This window comes from Candidatus Enterococcus moelleringii (assembly GCF_017377575.1).
GTDB lineage: Bacteria > Bacillota > Bacilli > Lactobacillales > Enterococcaceae > Enterococcus_A > Enterococcus_A moelleringii.
Genome location: NZ_JAFREM010000033.1, coordinates 128,336 through 144,597, shown reverse-complemented (window position 1 = coordinate 144,597; position 16,262 = coordinate 128,336). Strand labels below are relative to the sequence as shown.

General features: G+C 42.6%; 17 protein-coding genes. 4 read left to right on the top strand and 13 right to left on the bottom strand.

The genetic code is table 11. The features are described from left to right. Positions 1 to 28 precede the first annotated feature (28 nt). The 3 genes from ffh to JZO70_RS20235 are packed head-to-tail and all read right to left on the bottom strand — an operon-like array spanning position 29 to position 2,270. On the bottom strand, positions 29 to 1,450 hold the full coding sequence (gene ffh, locus JZO70_RS20245) for a signal recognition particle protein (protein WP_207675508.1): 1,422 nt from the start codon (positions 1,448 to 1,450) through the stop codon (positions 29 to 31). A gap of 21 nt (positions 1,451 to 1,471) precedes the next feature. Next, positions 1,472 to 1,810 carry a putative DNA-binding protein gene (locus JZO70_RS20240; RefSeq protein WP_207675507.1) on the bottom strand — a complete coding sequence of 113 codons (339 nt, stop codon included), beginning with the start codon at positions 1,808 to 1,810 and terminating at the stop codon, positions 1,472 to 1,474. Next, a complete protein-coding gene (locus tag JZO70_RS20235; RefSeq protein ID WP_207675506.1) occupies positions 1,800 to 2,270 on the bottom strand; it encodes a 2-thiouracil desulfurase family protein in 471 nt (156 codons plus the stop codon). Before JZO70_RS20235 ends, JZO70_RS20240 begins: the two co-directional genes overlap by 11 nt. Positions 2,271 to 2,389: 119 nt before the next feature. Between JZO70_RS20235 and JZO70_RS20230 the strand changes: the two genes are divergently transcribed. Continuing rightward, positions 2,390 to 3,085 (top strand): response regulator transcription factor, encoded by a 696-nt coding sequence (locus tag JZO70_RS20230; protein ID WP_207675505.1) that lies wholly within the window; start codon positions 2,390 to 2,392, stop codon positions 3,083 to 3,085. Further along, positions 3,082 to 4,815, top strand: coding sequence for a sensor histidine kinase (locus JZO70_RS20225; protein ID WP_207675504.1), 1,734 nt, complete (start codon positions 3,082 to 3,084; stop codon positions 4,813 to 4,815). Before JZO70_RS20230 ends, JZO70_RS20225 begins: the two co-directional genes overlap by 4 nt. A 51-nt stretch (positions 4,816 to 4,866) precedes the next feature. Here the strand turns inward: JZO70_RS20225 and JZO70_RS20220 are convergent, their stop codons facing one another. Continuing rightward, a complete protein-coding gene (locus tag JZO70_RS20220) occupies positions 4,867 to 5,748 on the bottom strand; it encodes a phosphate ABC transporter substrate-binding protein PstS family protein (protein ID WP_207675503.1) in 882 nt (293 codons plus the stop codon). A gap of 168 nt (positions 5,749 to 5,916) precedes the next feature. Here JZO70_RS20220 and JZO70_RS20215 point away from each other — a divergent pair, with 168 nt between their 5' ends. Further along, positions 5,917 to 6,117, top strand: a complete 201-nt coding sequence (locus JZO70_RS20215) for a hypothetical protein (RefSeq protein WP_207675502.1) — start codon at positions 5,917 to 5,919, stop codon at positions 6,115 to 6,117. Between the two features lie 48 nt (positions 6,118 to 6,165). Here the strand turns inward: JZO70_RS20215 and JZO70_RS20210 are convergent, their stop codons facing one another. From JZO70_RS20210 to JZO70_RS20200, 3 genes are all read right to left on the bottom strand, one after another. Beyond that, positions 6,166 to 6,702 (bottom strand): DUF924 family protein, encoded by a 537-nt coding sequence (locus tag JZO70_RS20210; RefSeq protein ID WP_207675501.1) that lies wholly within the window; start codon positions 6,700 to 6,702, stop codon positions 6,166 to 6,168. A gap of 121 nt (positions 6,703 to 6,823) precedes the next feature. Beyond that, positions 6,824 to 7,993 (bottom strand): pyridoxal phosphate-dependent aminotransferase, encoded by a 1,170-nt coding sequence (locus JZO70_RS20205; protein ID WP_207675500.1) that lies wholly within the window; start codon positions 7,991 to 7,993, stop codon positions 6,824 to 6,826. Between the two features lie 52 nt (positions 7,994 to 8,045). Next, positions 8,046 to 8,504 (bottom strand): hypothetical protein, encoded by a 459-nt coding sequence (locus JZO70_RS20200; protein ID WP_207675499.1) that lies wholly within the window; start codon positions 8,502 to 8,504, stop codon positions 8,046 to 8,048. Positions 8,505 to 8,686: 182 nt separating this feature from the next. Here JZO70_RS20200 and JZO70_RS20195 point away from each other — a divergent pair, with 182 nt between their 5' ends. Beyond that, positions 8,687 to 9,037 (top strand): hypothetical protein, encoded by a 351-nt coding sequence (locus JZO70_RS20195; RefSeq protein ID WP_207675498.1) that lies wholly within the window; start codon positions 8,687 to 8,689, stop codon positions 9,035 to 9,037. A gap of 630 nt (positions 9,038 to 9,667) precedes the next feature. On the opposite strand, the gene JZO70_RS20190 is transcribed toward JZO70_RS20195, so the two are convergent. From JZO70_RS20190 to JZO70_RS20165, 6 genes are all read right to left on the bottom strand, one after another. Continuing rightward, a complete protein-coding gene (locus tag JZO70_RS20190; protein WP_207675497.1) occupies positions 9,668 to 9,931 on the bottom strand; it encodes a type B 50S ribosomal protein L31 in 264 nt (87 codons plus the stop codon). A 99-nt stretch (positions 9,932 to 10,030) separates the two neighbouring features. Then, entirely contained in the window at positions 10,031 to 11,326 is a 1,296-nt protein-coding gene (rho, locus tag JZO70_RS20185) for a transcription termination factor Rho (protein ID WP_207675496.1), read from the bottom strand. Continuing rightward, entirely contained in the window at positions 11,323 to 12,594 is a 1,272-nt protein-coding gene (murA, locus tag JZO70_RS20180; RefSeq protein WP_207675495.1) for a UDP-N-acetylglucosamine 1-carboxyvinyltransferase, read from the bottom strand. The genes rho and murA overlap by 4 nt, the downstream gene beginning before the upstream one ends. 329 nt (positions 12,595 to 12,923) lie before the next feature. Then, positions 12,924 to 13,793: a class II fructose-bisphosphate aldolase gene (locus JZO70_RS20175; protein WP_207675494.1), complete on the bottom strand. Its 870-nt coding sequence runs from the start codon at positions 13,791 to 13,793 to the stop codon at positions 12,924 to 12,926. A gap of 189 nt (positions 13,794 to 13,982) precedes the next feature. Beyond that, positions 13,983 to 15,593 (bottom strand): CTP synthase, encoded by a 1,611-nt coding sequence (gene pyrG / locus JZO70_RS20170; protein WP_207675493.1) that lies wholly within the window; start codon positions 15,591 to 15,593, stop codon positions 13,983 to 13,985. Between the two features lie 187 nt (positions 15,594 to 15,780). Next, positions 15,781 to 16,233, bottom strand: a complete 453-nt coding sequence (locus tag JZO70_RS20165) for a YueI family protein (RefSeq protein WP_207675492.1) — start codon at positions 16,231 to 16,233, stop codon at positions 15,781 to 15,783. Between the last annotated feature and the right edge of the window lie 29 nt (positions 16,234 to 16,262).

The window sequence follows — 16,262 nt, the reverse complement described above, 5'->3', positions numbered from 1 at the left end:
GCAACGCTGTTTTTTTGTGACCTGCTTTTTATCTTTTCTTCTTTTTCTTCTTCTTTTTACCGGTTTTCTTCATCATCTGCTTCATGGCCATCTTGCCCATTTTCCCTTTAACGCCGTTGCCGAACATTTGATCCATACCAGCCGGCATTGATCCTTTGCTCATTTGCTGCATCATTTTGCGGGATTCTTTAAACTGCTTGATCATTCGGTTGACTTCTACTACTGAGTTACCAGAACCCGCCGCAATCCGACGACGACGACTTGGGTTTAACAAATCAGGATCTTCCCGTTCAGCCGGTGTCATAGAGAAGACCATCGCTTTTTTGCGGGCAACGTCTTTTGGATCAACCTTGACGTTTTCAATACCGGGTACTTGGCTCATACCAGGAATCATCTTCAGCAAATCTTCCAATGGACCCATGCCCATTACTTGATCCAGCTGTTCGATAAAGTCGTTGAAGTCAAAAGAATTTTCTTTCATTTTGCGAGCCAACTCTTCAGCCTTTTGCTCATCGTAATCCTGCTGCGCCTTTTCGATCAAGGTCAGCATGTCCCCCATGCCGAGAATTCGGCTGGACATCCGGTCTGGATGGAATACTTCCAGGTCGGTTAATTTTTCACCAGTACCGACAAATTTAATCGGTGCGCCGGTTACTTGGCGAATCGACAGCGCCGCACCACCACGAGTATCCCCATCCAGTTTAGTGATGATCACTCCGGTAATACCCAGCTGTTCATTGAAGCTTTGCGCTACATTGACCGCATCTTGACCCGTCATGGCATCCACAACTAACAGAATTTCATTTGGTTGAGCGATCTCTTTAATTTGTGACAGCTCACCCATCAGCTCTTCGTCAATATGTAAACGGCCGGCGGTATCGATTAAGACATAGTCGTTTTTCTTTTCGCGGGCCACTTCCATCCCTTGACGAACGATCTCAACGGGACTTACATCTGTACCCATGTCAAAGACTGGAACATCCAATTGCTGACCAAGAACTTTTAATTGGTCAATCGCTGCTGGACGATAAATATCGCCGGCGATCATCAATGGACGAGCCTTTTCAGTTTTGATTAAGTGATTGGCTAATTTACCGGCAAAGGTGGTTTTACCTGCCCCTTGCAAACCAGCCATCATTATAACGGTTGGAATTTTTGGTGATTTTTCAATGCCGACAGTTTCCGAACCTAATGTTTTGGTCAGTTCTTCGTCAACGATTTTAACGATTTGTTGGGCAGGTGACAGACTGTCTAAGACCTCTACTCCCAATGCCCGTTCCCGAACCTGTTTAGTGAATTGCTTCACCACTTGCAAGTTTACATCGGCTTCTAGTAACGCTAAGCGGATTTCCCGCATCATTTCCGTTACATCCGCTTCGGTAATTTTTCCTTTTCTGCGTAATTTACTCATTGCCGCCTGGAGGCGTTCAGTTAAGCTTTCAAATGCCATGGTTTTCTCTTCGTTCCTTTCCTATTCGTCCAAATCCTGCAGCTCTTTTGTCATTGCAGCAAGCATCTCATCTTTTGGATAGTGTTCCTTGACGTAGTTTTCCAGTTTGTCTAATTGCTGTTCCCGGACAATATAATCAGAAACCATGTGCAGCTTCCGTTCATATTCCTCCAAGATTTTTTCGGTTCGCTTTATATTATCATAAACTGCCTGACGACTCACCTGATATTCTTCCGCAATTTCTCCTAAAGAAAAATCATCGGCATAATACAGCTCCATATAGTTCATTTGCTTTTCAGTTAACAGGGTCGCATAAAATTCAAACAGTGCGTTCATGCGGTTCGTTTTTTCAATCTCCATAAAATTCCACCTCGCCGACCCAGTTTTCTTCAGACAACACTCGGATGCCCTTTTTCATGAAATAGGCGGAAGCCACTCCGACACCCATCCTTCGTATTCCGGAAAAGGTCCCGTCGTAAATCAGTTGACTGCCGCAAGAAGGGCTTCGTTCTTTTAAGATTAAGTGGGTCACATCTAATCTTTCCAATTCTTTATAGGCCTTGATTGCCCCAACCTTAAACATATCCGTCACATCGTTTCCAGACTTATCAATCACATCGGCCAGGCCATCCCACACATCAAAACCATCGCCCCCGACAATTTCGGCTGGTGTACGTGGTGTTGGCAGTCCGCCCAAAATCTCCGGACAAATCATGATAGCTTTTCCTTCACTCACTAATTTCCTTAATGAATCATCTTGATTATGGTCTCCATCGTAACGACAACGGACACCAGCTAAACATGCACTAACCCCTAACATGCAATTCTCTCCATTTCTTAGCAAAAAATAAGTGACAAAACTGCTTTCCCATTATACCATTTAATTATAGTTGGAAATAGTCCAACTAGCTAGTTAATTACGAATAAAAGGAGAAGCTTATGAAGCGAGTACTCGTTGTAGATGATGAGCCATCAATTGTTACATTATTGACTTTTAATTTAGAAAAAGAAGGTTACGCTGTGACCTCAGCAGCCGATGGCAAAGAGGGGTATGAATTAGCATTAAGCGATTCCTACGATTTTATTATATTGGATGTGATGCTGCCGTCAATGGATGGACTAGATGTCGCAAAAAAACTGCGCCAGGAAAAAGTCGATACACCGATTTTAATGCTGACGGCCAAAGACGATGCTATTGATCGGATTTTAGGCTTGGAAATCGGCGCCGATGATTATTTGACTAAGCCTTTTTCTCCCCGAGAAGTATTGGCCCGCATGAAGGCGATCTTCCGCCGGATTGAACCTCGTAAGGAAGAATCTGTGCATGAAATTTTGACCACTGGTGAGATTGTGGCTGATCTAACTAATTATCAGGTTTCCGTTCGGGGCAAAGCAATTGAATTGACGCCGAAGGAATTTGAACTGCTGGTTTATTTCATGAAGCGCAAGGATCGGGTGATTGATCGAGATACGCTGCTGGACCGTATTTGGCATTATGACTTTTCGGTTCAAAGCCGGATCGTGGATGTTCATGTCTCCCATTTACGTGAAAAAATCGAAGTCGATCCCAAACATCCGAAGTATTTACTAACCGTTCGCGGGTTTGGCTATAAGTTCCAGGTACCGAACCAATGAGAAAGCCGAAATTCGATTACCTCTTGTTGTTTGTACTAATTGCCGGATTGTTTTTTGGTACGTGGCGTTTGACCGATTACTTCTATAATAAAGAGCTAATCAACCAACAGGAAGAATTTCTCACCAATAACGGCCGGCTGTTGTTAAGTCAGCTGGACTTGACTGACTTAGGCTCGGAAAGCAATTTAGCCATGATGCACCAATTTGGCGGTGAGCTGGACGAGCGGGTTACACTGCTGGATGACAAAGGGGCGATCCTTTATGATTCAGTTTATCCCCATTTAACCGGCAGCCGTGACAGTCGACCAGAAGTCAAAACGGTCCTGGACAGCAATTCGGTCGGCACCTCTGTCCGTTACAGCGACACATTAAAAGAGGAACTGCTTTACACGGCTCAGCCGATTCAACAAGGAACCCAACTGATTGGGGTGCTGCGGATTGCCAAAGAAACCGACGCCTTTGCGCCGAAAACCATGAGCTTTCGCCGTTCCATGTTCGTTGTGCTGTTTCTTTTCTACCTGATTTTGTATGGCAGTATCGCTTATTTGATCTATCAACGGAATCGGCCCTTAGAGACTGTCCTGCCGGTTTTGAAGCGAATGGTAGCTGAACCTGAGAAAAGCAATTACGTCGTGCAGAACTCCAGCAGCTGGCAGGAGCTGTACGTCACCATCAATCAGCTGAGCGAACAATTAAATGAAACCTATGCCGCCTTCAACGCTACCGAAGAACAGTTCAAAACCCTTTTCCACGAGTTGATGATCGGGGTCTTCATTATTGATGATGAAGGAAAATTCTTTATGATCAATCCCATGATGGAGGAAATTCTCCAGGTGGGTGCGGCCGATCAGCACCACTATTGGGAAGTCATCGAGGACCACAAGTTGATCCAACTGATTCAGCAAATCATGGTGGAAAAAGATCAAGTCCATCAGGAAATAGTATTGAAACAGCCAGAAAAACGGGATCTAGATATCCGTTTACGTTATTTAGAAAATACGGCGACTGGCGATCAAGTCATGGGAACCGTCTACGATTTGACCCACGTTCGCCATTTGGAAAAAATTCAACGGGATTTCGTCGGCAATGTTTCCCACGAATTAAAAACACCGGTCACCTCCTTAATTGGTTTTACCGAAACCCTTTTAGATGGTGCTAAGGATGATCCGGAATTAACGACCGAATTTTTGATGATTATGCAAAAGGATGCTCATCGCCTGCAGCGTTTGATTCAAGACATTATCGAATTGTCCAAAGACAGCGATCACGTGCCAGAAGAGCTTCAGACGATTGAACTGTCGGAATTTCTGCATCAGCAGGTGGAAATGTATCAGCATTTGTTAGACAAAAAAGAAATCGACGTCAAGATTCACGGACCGGAAAACAGTTTCTTTCTGACTCGACTGGTCTTCTTCCAGCCGATTATCAAGAATTTGATCGAAAATGCGATTCAATATTCTCCCGATCAAGGAACCATCACCATCGATTACCAGCTGGATAAGGAATTAACCCTATCTGTAACCGATGTGGGCATTGGAATCTCTAAGGAAGATCAGGAAAGAATTTTCGAACGCTTTTACCGCGTGGATCGCGCCCGTACCCGAAATTCTGGCGGCACTGGCCTCGGCCTTGCCATCGTGCGGGAATACAGCCAAATTTTAGGCGGCGACGTCACGGTGGAAAGCCGACCGCGCTTAGGCTCCACCTTTACGGTTAAACTGCCAATATAATAAAAATAAGACTTCGTATCGGCAAAATTACGATACGAAGTCTTTTCTTACTTATTTCACGTTCCCATCAGCATCCCGCTCAATTTCCATTGAAGTGATTGGCAAGTAACCTAATTCTTTCACTGGCCCTTCTTGAACATCATCCGAAACCATGTATTCCAAGAATTCCGCGAGCTTGCCTTCTGGCTCGCCGTTAGTGTACATATGCTCGTAAGACCAGATTGGCCATTCGTTGGTAGAAATAGTTTCTTCATTGGCTTCAACCCCGTCTAATTTCAACGCTTGCAGGCTGTCATCCAAGTAAGACAAGGCCAAGTAGCTGATAGCTCCTGGTGTTTCGGCCACAATTTTCTTCACTGTACCAGAAGAATCCTGTTCCTGTGATTGAATCGATTCAGCACCGTCCAAGCCCCATTTTTCAAAGGTTGCCCGAGTGCCGCTGCCGCTGGCCCGGTTGACTACTGCGATCTCTTGATCTTCACCGCCAACTTCCTTCCAGTTGGTAATTTTACCCGTGAAAATATCCACTAATTCTTGTTTAGTAATGTCCTTCACACTCACATCTTTGTTAACAACTGGCGCAAATCCGACAACCGCTACGCGATGATCGACTAATTTCTCGGCATCGATCCCGTCTTTTTCTTCGGCGAATACATCTGAGTTGCCGATTTCAACCGCGCCTTCGGATACTTGGCTTAAACCAGTACCGCTGCCGCCCCCTTGGACGGAAATCTGCACTTCAGGATTTTCCTGAACAAAGCTTTCTTGGGCCGCATCCACTAAAGGTTGTAAAGCTGTTGAACCTACAGCCGTGATTTCTGTTCCGCTTCCTGAAGCTGAACCGCCGCTTGATGATTCGCTAGTGCCGCCGCCCGAACCGCAACCGGCTAATAAAATGCTAGATACAAATAAAGTTGCTAATAATTTTTTCATTCAATTCTCTCCTCGCTTCATGTTTGGTACATTTCGACTTTACCAATCCTACGTTAAGGGGTGATGGAGTTCATGTAAATGAATGGTTAAGGACTGTAAATTTTACGTAAAGCCAAATCTTTTCTATTTTCCCCATTTAGGCGTACAATACCAGCGAGGTGAAGAAAAATGCTAAAAATAAATTATCGTACCAATGAACAAACTAACCAAAAAACCTATCCTGCTGCGAAAGATTTTATCGCCGCTCAACTAAAAGAAGTCCCCGATTTAGCCGACTACTACCACGTTGACGAAGCTTGGCTGGATGACCAAAAAATCGAATTGACCGATTCAACGATCGCTGGCTTATACAATTACTTAGCCAAATAAAAACAGAGGTGTTGTCCGCAAAAATACGTGGACAACACCTCTGTTTTTCTAAAACGACGAATTAGGCTCTGTTAAGAACAACAATTCTTCCTCCGTCGATACCCGCTGTAAAACACTATTGCGATGAGGATAGCGACCGAAACGCTGAATAATTTCCTGGTGGCGTTTTTCAAAGTCCAGATTCTCCTCCATCCCTTCTTCGGAAAAAAGCTTTAAAGCCTGCTGATGAATCAATAAAGATTCCGAGTGCATAAAGGGCATGTATAGAAACGATCTTTCTTGAACCGTCAGTTGATCCAACTCATTAGCCAATGCTTCCTGGGCTAATACCAAGGCCATGCCGTCATAGGCAAATGAACGGGGATCATTCCTGAACAAATTACGAGAAAACTGATCCAACACAATAATCTCCGCCAATCTTCCCTGAATGGTTTCCCGCCAAGAAGCCTTCTCCCCTTGCGCCACTTTTCCATGAAGCTCACCAAAACGTTCACGTATCGTCTCATCAAAGGCCTCATCTTTAGTAAACCACTGCTCCGGGGTCGATTCCTTAAACCAAAAATCCAGTACCGCCTGCATCTCCATCTGGTCCTCCTCCTTCTTTCTGCTGCTTTCATTGTAACATTAATGAAAGGCTTTACAGATTTGTCCTGCTTTTAAGCTTAACCCATAAAAAAAGAAGCAGGAAAATTCCCGCTTCTCGCATCTACTTACTTTCGACAAAATTTCGCAAACGTTTGGCAGCTTCGGTTAATTGCTCCAATGAAGCAGCGTAGCTTAAACGAATATAGCCTTCGCCTTCTTCACCAAAGGCAATCCCTGGAATAACCGCCAATTGATTTTTCTTCGCCAATTCTAAACAGAAGGCCATTGAATCAGTGCCAAACTGTTCCGGAATTTTCGCAAACAGATAAAATGCCCCCGATGGACGAGCCACCTTAAAGCCCATATCGCTCATTTCTTTGTACAGATAATCACGGCGCTTGCGGTACTCTTCCCGCATCACTTCACCATCAGAAATCCCTTGAACCAACGCCCGAACCGCCGCCTTCTGAGACATAGTCGCAGCTGCTGTAACCAAGTATTGATGAACCTTGATGATTTGAGCCGTCAAACTTTCCGGTGCAAAGATGAAACCAATTCTCCAGCCCGTCATCGCATGGGATTTCGACAAGCCGTTAATCAAAATCGTTTGATCTCGTAAATACTTAGCAAAAGACACGTGCTGCGCTTCATAATTCAATTCACTGTAAATTTCATCACTAATTACGAACACGTCATATTTCGCCAAGGTTTCCGCCAAAGCTTTGACTTCTTCTTCATTATAAGCCACGCCCGTCGGATTAGACGGCGAAGTAATAATAACCGCTTTAACCGCATCACCATGTTCAGCCATTGCCTGATCAATCTGCTCCGGCGTCAACACAAAGTCGCTCTCACGAGTGTCAATGTAAACCGGTTCAGCATCCGCCAACAAAATCAATGGTTCATAGCCTGGATAAGTCGGTGCCGGCAATAATACCTTATCGCCTGGCTCCAAAATAGCCAATAAGCTGGCTGAAATTGCTTCAGTAGCCCCAACGGTAACCAGTACTTCTGATTTACTGTCGTAATGCACATCATATTTTTGCGCAACGAATTGACTCGCTGCATCACGAACGTCCAGCAACCCAGACATCCCTGTGTAATGACTATAATTGTCCTTAATCGCTTGTTCACCAGCTGCCTTAACATGCTCTGGCGTATTAAAGTCAGGCTCCCCCAAAGTTAATTTCAAAATATCAGGAATATCTGAAACCTGCTCATCGAATTGGCGAATCAAAGAGACCGCAATCTTGTATACATTTGGATTAAATCGTTTGTCTAATTTATTCATACTCACCCTCCGTTTCTAATCATATTATCATAAACTGAAATTTAGTAAAGCCCTAAGTTGATTTATTTTCATGACAAATGTTGAAAACAAAATGTAACCCGACTGAAACTATCAAACTGATCAACGCAATCACGTAACTGGGCTCAATTGACAACAGAACAGCGCGTAAATAAAAGTCAACATCACTCATCCCAGTTTGAGACAACCCTGTTGGTCCGATAATAATTCGCGGCAGCATGAAAAAAATGGTAGTAAACATAATTTGAAGAGAACTGATGGCTACACAAACCAGCGGGTGCTTGCGGGAAAACTCAAACACCAGCATCGTAGCCAGTATAAGAAAATAAAGAATCGTTAGTGTTCCAAAATTTTTAGCCACTAGAATACCGGTGCCAGCCACCGGCCTGAAGATATCCACCTCTTGAACAGTTGAACTGAACCATTGGAGTGGGGAAACTACTAATGGTACTAACCAAAATAATAGATAAAGACGTGATAATTGCTTTTTCATTGGGCATACTTCCTTCTAGTTAAAGAATTTTGGTACTGTTTGAATTTTCTCACAAATTACTTACGTTTTCTTGATAACCAGATAAATAATTTTTCATTAAAGTCGGAAAAAAGTCAAATACCATTGAAACAACTCAGCAAAGAACATAAAATGACCAGACAAGCTGATCGAGGAGAATGATTATGAACGGAAACCATTTACAAAAGCTGCCATTTCTATATTTTCTACTACCCTATGTCCATCTATCATTAATGGTGGATTTCTATTTGCATTCATTAGCCGGGATTATCGGCTCCGTTTTAATCACCTCTTTTCTAGGTTTTTATGCCCGCAAAATTCGTCAAGTTCCCTTTTTAATCACCGCTAATTTTATAAATATTATTCTCACTTATCTAATTATCAGGATCAAAGGTCTACTCCAAATTCCCCATACCGGCTACTCCCCATATCTTGCTGTAACCTTATTGCTGCTGCTGTTTATACTGGCCCAAGCTGTTGGCGTTTTCTGGGGCGGATTTTATACCCGTAATTAACCTTCTTAAGCCGAGTTCGGCTTTTTTACGTAAAAAAGAACCCTTCTATATAAGAAAGGTTCCCAGAATGATGCCCAAACTGAAGAAAACTGGCGGCTAACTCGGAGAAAGGAATTAATTTTTCCAAACCCAGGAAAAATTCAAGTGATTCTCGTGCGCATACCATTCCACTAAGCTATCCTTGCCTGATACTGCTTTCATGATTTATTCTTCGGTAATTTAGCTAAAATAAACTGCGAAAAGTGGAACTGGCAGCTAACTCGGAGGAAGGATTTAATTTTTCCAAGTCCAGGAAAAATTCAAGCGATTCTCGTACGCATACCATTCCACTAAGCTATCCTTGCCTGATACTGCTTTTTTGATTTATTCTTCGGTAATTTAGCTAAAATAAACTGCAAAAAGTGGAACTGGCAGCTAACTCGGAGGAAGGATTTAATTTTTCCAAGCCCAGGGAAAATTCAAGTGATTCTTGTGCGCATACCATCGTGCTAAACGCTTCGTATCCATTTGTAGATGGCTAAATATTACGTTTCCTTCTACACTCACAAACTGCAAAAAGCACGACTGGTAAAAAAAAAAGACTCTCCCATAATAGGAAAGTCTTCGAAACGTTGCAATAACGTTTGTGTCTTATTCTCCAGCGTTTGTGTCTTTGAGACCGTATTTCTTGTTGAAACGATCGACACGTCCATCTGCTTGAGTGAATTTTTGACGTCCAGTGTAGAATGGATGAGAGTCAGAAGTAACTTCGACACGGATCAATGGATAAGTGTTTCCGTCTTCCCACTCAACTGTTTCTTGAGAGCCCTTAGTAGAACCTGACAAGAATTTGAAACCAGTTGTTGAATCCATAAATACTACCGGATGGTAATTTGGATGAATTTCTTGTTTCATACTTTTTTTCCGCTCCTTTGCCCTGAAACATTTGCTGAATCAGAGTTTGTTTGCAATTCGCAACAGGTATATACTATCATGAAAGAATCATGAATGCAATTATCTTTTTGGATTTTTTCTTGCAGCTCGGTTGTTAAATGATACTTCTTTAAATGCCGCAAAAAAAGCTTCATTATTTTTGGTTTTCTTCAAGAAGTTGATGAACTGATGCGTGTACTCTAAAGAATCTCCGGTCATATTTTTACGGATTTTCCAGATTTCTTCCAGTTTCTCAGGTTCCATCAGTAATTCTTCTTTACGAGTCCCTGATTTCTTGATATCGATAGCTGGGAAGATACGACGCTCTGCCAGATCACGAGAAAGCTGCAGCTCCAAATTCCCGGTTCCCTTGAATTCTTCATAGATGACATCATCCATCCGGCTGCCAGTATCCACTAAAGCCGTAGCTAAAATAGTCAAACTGCCGCCTTCTTCAATATTACGAGCCGCCCCAAAGAATTTCTTCGGTTTGTACAAAGCTGCCGGGTCAATCCCGCCGCTTAATGTCCGTCCACTTGGAGGAACCACTAAGTTATAAGCCCGCGCCAACCGGGTAATACTATCCATCAAAATGACTACATCCCGTTTGTCTTCAACTAAACGCATTGCCCGTTCCAAAACTAATTCTGAAACTCTCGTATGGTTTTGCGGCTGTTGATCAAAGGTTGAATACACTACTTCACCTTTAACGCTGCGCTCAAGATCGGTCACTTCTTCCGGTCTTTCATCGACTAGCAGAACAATTAGTTCCACATCAGGGTAATTATCGGTAATTCCGTTAGCAACTTCTTTAATAATGGTAGTTTTACCGGCCTTCGGAGGTGCAACAATCAATCCACGTTGGCCAAAACCGACAGGAGAAAAAATGTCGATCATTCGTGTTGACAGACGTCCTGGGGTGGTTTCTAAAACCATATGTCTGTCGGGATACAAAGCAGTTAAAGCTGGAAAATGCGGACGTTCCTTGGCATCTTCAGGATCTTTGCCATTCACGCTCTCTACGTGCATCAGACCATAATAACGTTCTGATTCTTTTGGCGGACGCGCCTTGCCGGCTACTAGATCCCCGTTTCGTAAACCAAAACGACGAATTTGCGAAGAAGAAATGTAAATGTCCTCCGCACTTGAACCATAGTTGATCGGTCGCAAGAAGCCATAGCCGTCTTGTCCGACAATATCCAAGACTCCCTCCATGTAAAAGAAGCCTTGTTTTTCAGCCTGCGCCCGGATCACCGCCAGGGCCAGCTCTTTTTTGTTCATTTGGCTGTAGTAAGGAATCTTGAAGTCCCGCGCATAAGTATAAATCTCCTTTAGCGTTTTATTTTCAAGCTCAGCCATCGTTAAATAGTCGCTCATACGTTTTCCTCTTCCTCAATCATTTCAATTGTAGCTCCTAATGCGGTTAGTTTATCAATAATGTGATCGTATCCCCGCAATATATACTCGACATTAAAAATTGTCGTTTTTCCTTCAGCCATTAGTCCGGCAATCACTAAACAAGCTCCAGCACGCAAATCAGAGGCAACAACCTCTGCACCATGCAGCTTGGCAGGACCGTTTATCACAATTATATTGCCTTCAACACTGGCATCCGCACCCATTCTTACCAGCTCAGGAATATGATTAATCCGCTTAGAATAGATGGTGTCGGTAATCTCAGCAGTACCACCAGCCGTTAATAACAACGGAGTAATCGGCTGCTGCAAGTCCGTCGCAAAGCCCGGGTAAGGCGAGGTGGTAATATCAACCGCCTTTAAGCCTTCTGATGGCAATACTTCAATGCTGTCTTCGGAAATATTCATTTTTACGCCCATTTCCTCCAGCTTAGCAATAAAGCTTTCAATATGCTCATAAATGACGTTGTTGATCTTGATCCCTTGGCCGATAGAAGCTGCTAAAGAAAGATAGGTTCCCGCTTCAATCCGGTCAGGAATAATCGAATGAATGCAGCCGTGCAGCTCATCCACGCCTTCAATCCGAATTTCATCGGTACCAGCTCCGCGAATTTTAGCACCCATGTTGTTTAACAAAGTCGCCACATCAATAATTTCTGGTTCGCGAGCCGCGTTTTCGATAATCGTTTTGCCTTTGGCTTTAACCGCTGCCAGCATGACATTAATGGTGGCACCAATTGAGACCACATCCATAAAGATCCGATCGCCTCTTAAACCTTCTTCTTCGGTGCGTAGGTAAATAACCCCATGTTCATTTGCGACATCGGCACCTAAGCTTTCAAATCCTTTAATATGCAAATCGATGGGACGCGGGCCTAAAAAACAGCCGCCCGGCAAACCAACGACCGCCTCACCGAACTTGCCTAACAAAGCTCCCATGAAGTAGTAAGAAGCACGCAAAGAATTAATTTTTCCGCTTGGCATCGGAATGGAAACAATCTTACTAGGATCAATCTCCATGCGATTGTCTTCAAATTTCACCGTCGCCCCCATAATCTCCAAAATTTCGATCAATGAGTGGACGTCTTGAATGTCTGGTACGCCTTCTAAAACGACGGGAGAATCCGCCATGATTGCTGCTGGAATTAAAGCAACGGCGCTGTTTTTAGCCCCGCTGATTGTTACTTCACCTTTTAATGGCTTTCCGCCATGAATCTCTATTTTTTTCATCTATATTCACCTATTAAGTTATTTACATTTTACATGTAGACCATCTTTCATTTTAGCACATATCCCTTCACTAAAAAAGACAGTACACACAAATTCATACAGTAAAGTAAAAAAGGTTTAGCCGCAAGGATAACTTTTTAGTTGAAATCGAGAAATATTATGCCGTCATACTAACAAAACGATGTCAATTTCACCAGATTCCAGTTAGAGACATAAATTTTTCATAATAAAAAATCCAGATCCTAAATCTGAGGCTTTTTACTAGCAAACGCAAAAAAAAGGACTGCTAAGCTTAGCAGCCCTTGATTCTATCTACTTTTGAGATTTGATTAACCTTTGTTTGCTGAACCAAACCAGTCAATGTGTTCTTCAGCATCTTTAACGATAGCTGCAACACCTGGTGCTAACAATTTACGAGGGTCAAATCCTTTACCTTCTTTATCTTTGCCAGCTTCGATATATTCACGAGTCGCTTTAGCAAATGACAATTGGAATTCAGTATTTACGTTTACTTTAGAAACACCCATTGAAATAGCTTTTTGGATTTGTTCTTGAGGAATACCAGATCCACCATGTAATACTAATGGTACATCAGAACCTACAGCATCAGCAATTGCTTGTAAGTGATCAAATGCTAGGCCTTTCCAGTTTTCAGGGTATACACCATGAATATTACCGATACCACATGCTAGGTAGTCGATACCTGTGCCAACCATTTGTACACATTCGTCAATGTCAGCTAATTCGCCAGCACCGATGATTCCGTCTTCTTCTCCACCAATTGAACCAACTTCACATTCAACTGAAACGCCTTTAGCGTGAGCTTTTTCTACAACGTCTTTAGCCAATTTCAAGTTTTCTTCGAATGGTAAATGAGAACCATCGAACATAACTGAAGTGTAGCCAACTTCGATACATTCTAAAGCAGCTTCGTAAGAACCGTGGTCTAAGTGGATAGCAACTGGAACAGTGATGTTCATAGAATCTACTAAGTTGCAAACGATATCTTTAGCAACTTTGTATCCGCCCATGTATTTCGCAGCGCCCATTGAAGTTTGGATTAGAACGGGTGCTTTTTTCGCTTCAGCCGCGCGCAAGATTGCTTGCGTCCATTCTAAGTTGTTTGTGTTAAATCCACCGACTGCGTATCCGCCTTGACGTGCAGCTTTTAAAAATTCAGCTCCTGATACTACTGGCATATAAAATTCCTCCTAAGTAATCTTTTTGGCTAAGACATCGTCTTAACTAACGATCTAATTTTAACAAAGATTCCCCCATATTGCTACTACTATCCATCCTTAAAAGCCTTTACATTCAATATTTCTTATGACTTGACTGTTTTTTTAGTAAAAAAGACTGAAATAGCCATCGCTATTTCAGTCGAATCCTTACTTTTCTTCTTTGTTTTTTAATGACGCTCCCACAAAGGCTTTGATCAATGGTTGTGGACGATTCGGACGAGAAATTAATTCTGGATGGAACTGGCAGCCCACAAAGAATTTCTTCTCTGGTAATTCCACGATTTCTACCAAACGATTGTCTGGTGAAACCCCTGAAAAGACCATGCCTAAATCTTCAAACAATTGACGGTAGCCGTTGTTAAATTCATAACGATGACGGTGACGTTCTTGAATCACTTCTTTATTGTCATAAGCAGCAGCTGTCTTAGTGCCTTTTTTCAATTTACATGGGTATAAGCCTAAACGCAAGGTTCCACCTAAGTTTTCTACGTTTTCTTGATCCGCCATTAAATCGATAATGTTGTTTGGTGTATCTGGAACAGTTTCAGCTGAATTCGCATCTTCCAAGCCTGCCACATTACGGGCAAACTCAACACAGGCCATTTGCATCCCTAAGCAGATACCAAGGAACGGAATATCGTTTTCGCGGGCATAACGAATCGCTTCAATTTTGCCTTCGATTCCCCGATCACCAAAGCCGCCAGGAACTAAAATACCATCCGCATCGCTTAATTGCTCAGCTACGTTATCTTTGGTTAACTCTTGTGATTTAATCCAGTTGATTTCAATATCTGAATCAAAAGCAAAGCCGGAGTGTTTCAAAGCTTCCACTACTGAAATGTAAGCATCTGGCAATTCAACATATTTACCAACCAAAGCAATTTTGGTTTTCTTCTTCAAGTTTAGTACTTTTTCTTCCAACGCACGCCATTCAGACATATCCGCTTCTGGTGCTTCCAGCTTCAAATGATCTAATACAAATTGATCCATGCCTTGTGCTTGTAAAGCCAATGGAATGGAATACAATGTTTCAACGTCACGAGATTCGATAACCGCTTCTGGTGCCACATCACAGAATTGTGCCAATTTGTTTTTGGTACCTTGAGAAACTGGTAATTCCGTCCGTACAACCAAAATATTTGGCTGAATCCCTAAGCCACGTAATTCTTTTACGCTGTGTTGGGTTGGTTTAGTTTTCATTTCACCAGCAGCCTTTAAGTAAGGAATCAAAGTGGTGTGAATATACATCACGTTGTCCGCACCCACATCTGCCTTCATTTGACGCAAAGCTTCCAAAAATGGCAAGGATTCGATATCCCCAACAGTTCCGCCAACTTCAGTGATGATGACGTCTGAGTCTGTCATACTTGCTGCCCGCATAATTTTCGATTTGATTTCATTGGTAATATGCGGAATTACTTGAACAGTTGCTCCTAAGTATTCGCCTTTACGTTCTTTGCGAATTACTTCAGAATAGATTTTTCCTGTTGTCACGTTGGAGTATTGATTCAAATTGATATCAATGAATCGTTCATAGTGTCCCAAGTCCAAATCAGTTTCAGCACCATCATCGGTAACAAAAACCTCCCCGTGCTGGTATGGACTCATCGTACCTGGGTCTACGTTGATGTAAGGATCAAATTTCTGAATCGTTACCTTTAACCCACGGTTCTTCAACAAGCGACCAAGTGATGCTGCTACGATCCCTTTACCGATAGAAGAAACAACGCCGCCAGTTACAAAAATATACTTTGTCATAAATGAAAAAACTCCCTCATTGTAATTTGCAGGAAAAGCCTAGAAAATAAAGAAAAGCTCCCTATCCAAATGAATAGGGAGCGAAAATTTACTAAACTTCTGACCCCTCTTAAAAGGGTGCCCAAGCAGTATAATACCTACTATAGCCGTAAAAGTCAACACCTTAAAAAGACTACTAAAGAAATTCTTATTTAAACAAACGATTCCAAAAACTGGATTTCTCCTTCGGCTTTTCGCTTTCATCATCCTTCTGCAGCTCTGGATATTTTTCTTCCACATCAATAACCGGTAAATTTACTGCATAATCCGCTACCACCAGCAAGCCGATTTTTGAATCATTATCCGCCACTGCATCGCTGACAATCGTAAAATCAATGTTTTGTTTCGTTGCAATACTCATATAGCGCTGCTGCAGCGAAGTAGAAATTGCCCCATTAATCAACAGTCGCGCCGTTGGTTCTTTTTGGATCTCCAGCAGCAAGCCGGCTTCATTGTCCTTGTCTCGCATTTCCTTAATGGTCATGCTTAATAAACAGCGTTCTCTAAAGGTACCTAAGTATTCCCGCTGCTCGTCTGGATTGATTTTCGGCGAACCATAACGCCCGGCATCCAAGTGCTTTTTCAAATTATCCTCTGCCATTTTTTCACTTCCTCATTTTTACTTCGGAT

What these genes read in the sequence shown, in the direction of transcription:
- ffh (WP_207675508.1), bottom strand. Translation starts at nt 1,450, where the DNA reads ATGGCATTTGAAAGCTTAACTGAACGCCTCCAGGCGGCAATGAGTAAA.
- JZO70_RS20240 (WP_207675507.1), bottom strand. Translation starts at nt 1,810, where the DNA reads ATGGAGATTGAAAAAACGAACCGCATGAACGCACTGTTTGAATTTTAT.
- JZO70_RS20235 (WP_207675506.1), bottom strand. Translation starts at nt 2,270, where the DNA reads ATGTTAGGGGTTAGTGCATGTTTAGCTGGTGTCCGTTGTCGTTACGAT.
- JZO70_RS20230 (WP_207675505.1), top strand. Translation starts at nt 2,390, where the DNA reads ATGAAGCGAGTACTCGTTGTAGATGATGAGCCATCAATTGTTACATTA.
- JZO70_RS20225 (WP_207675504.1), top strand. Translation starts at nt 3,082, where the DNA reads ATGAGAAAGCCGAAATTCGATTACCTCTTGTTGTTTGTACTAATTGCC.
- JZO70_RS20220 (WP_207675503.1), bottom strand. Translation starts at nt 5,748, where the DNA reads ATGAAAAAATTATTAGCAACTTTATTTGTATCTAGCATTTTATTAGCC.
- JZO70_RS20215 (WP_207675502.1), top strand. Translation starts at nt 5,917, where the DNA reads ATGCTAAAAATAAATTATCGTACCAATGAACAAACTAACCAAAAAACC.
- JZO70_RS20210 (WP_207675501.1), bottom strand. Translation starts at nt 6,702, where the DNA reads ATGGAGATGCAGGCGGTACTGGATTTTTGGTTTAAGGAATCGACCCCG.
- JZO70_RS20205 (WP_207675500.1), bottom strand. Translation starts at nt 7,993, where the DNA reads ATGAATAAATTAGACAAACGATTTAATCCAAATGTATACAAGATTGCG.
- JZO70_RS20200 (WP_207675499.1), bottom strand. Translation starts at nt 8,504, where the DNA reads ATGAAAAAGCAATTATCACGTCTTTATCTATTATTTTGGTTAGTACCA.
- JZO70_RS20195 (WP_207675498.1), top strand. Translation starts at nt 8,687, where the DNA reads ATGAACGGAAACCATTTACAAAAGCTGCCATTTCTATATTTTCTACTA.
- JZO70_RS20190 (WP_207675497.1), bottom strand. Translation starts at nt 9,931, where the DNA reads ATGAAACAAGAAATTCATCCAAATTACCATCCGGTAGTATTTATGGAT.
- rho (WP_207675496.1), bottom strand. Translation starts at nt 11,326, where the DNA reads ATGAGCGACTATTTAACGATGGCTGAGCTTGAAAATAAAACGCTAAAG.
- murA (WP_207675495.1), bottom strand. Translation starts at nt 12,594, where the DNA reads ATGAAAAAAATAGAGATTCATGGCGGAAAGCCATTAAAAGGTGAAGTA.
- JZO70_RS20175 (WP_207675494.1), bottom strand. Translation starts at nt 13,793, where the DNA reads ATGCCAGTAGTATCAGGAGCTGAATTTTTAAAAGCTGCACGTCAAGGC.
- pyrG (WP_207675493.1), bottom strand. Translation starts at nt 15,593, where the DNA reads ATGACAAAGTATATTTTTGTAACTGGCGGCGTTGTTTCTTCTATCGGT.
- JZO70_RS20165 (WP_207675492.1), bottom strand. Translation starts at nt 16,233, where the DNA reads ATGGCAGAGGATAATTTGAAAAAGCACTTGGATGCCGGGCGTTATGGT.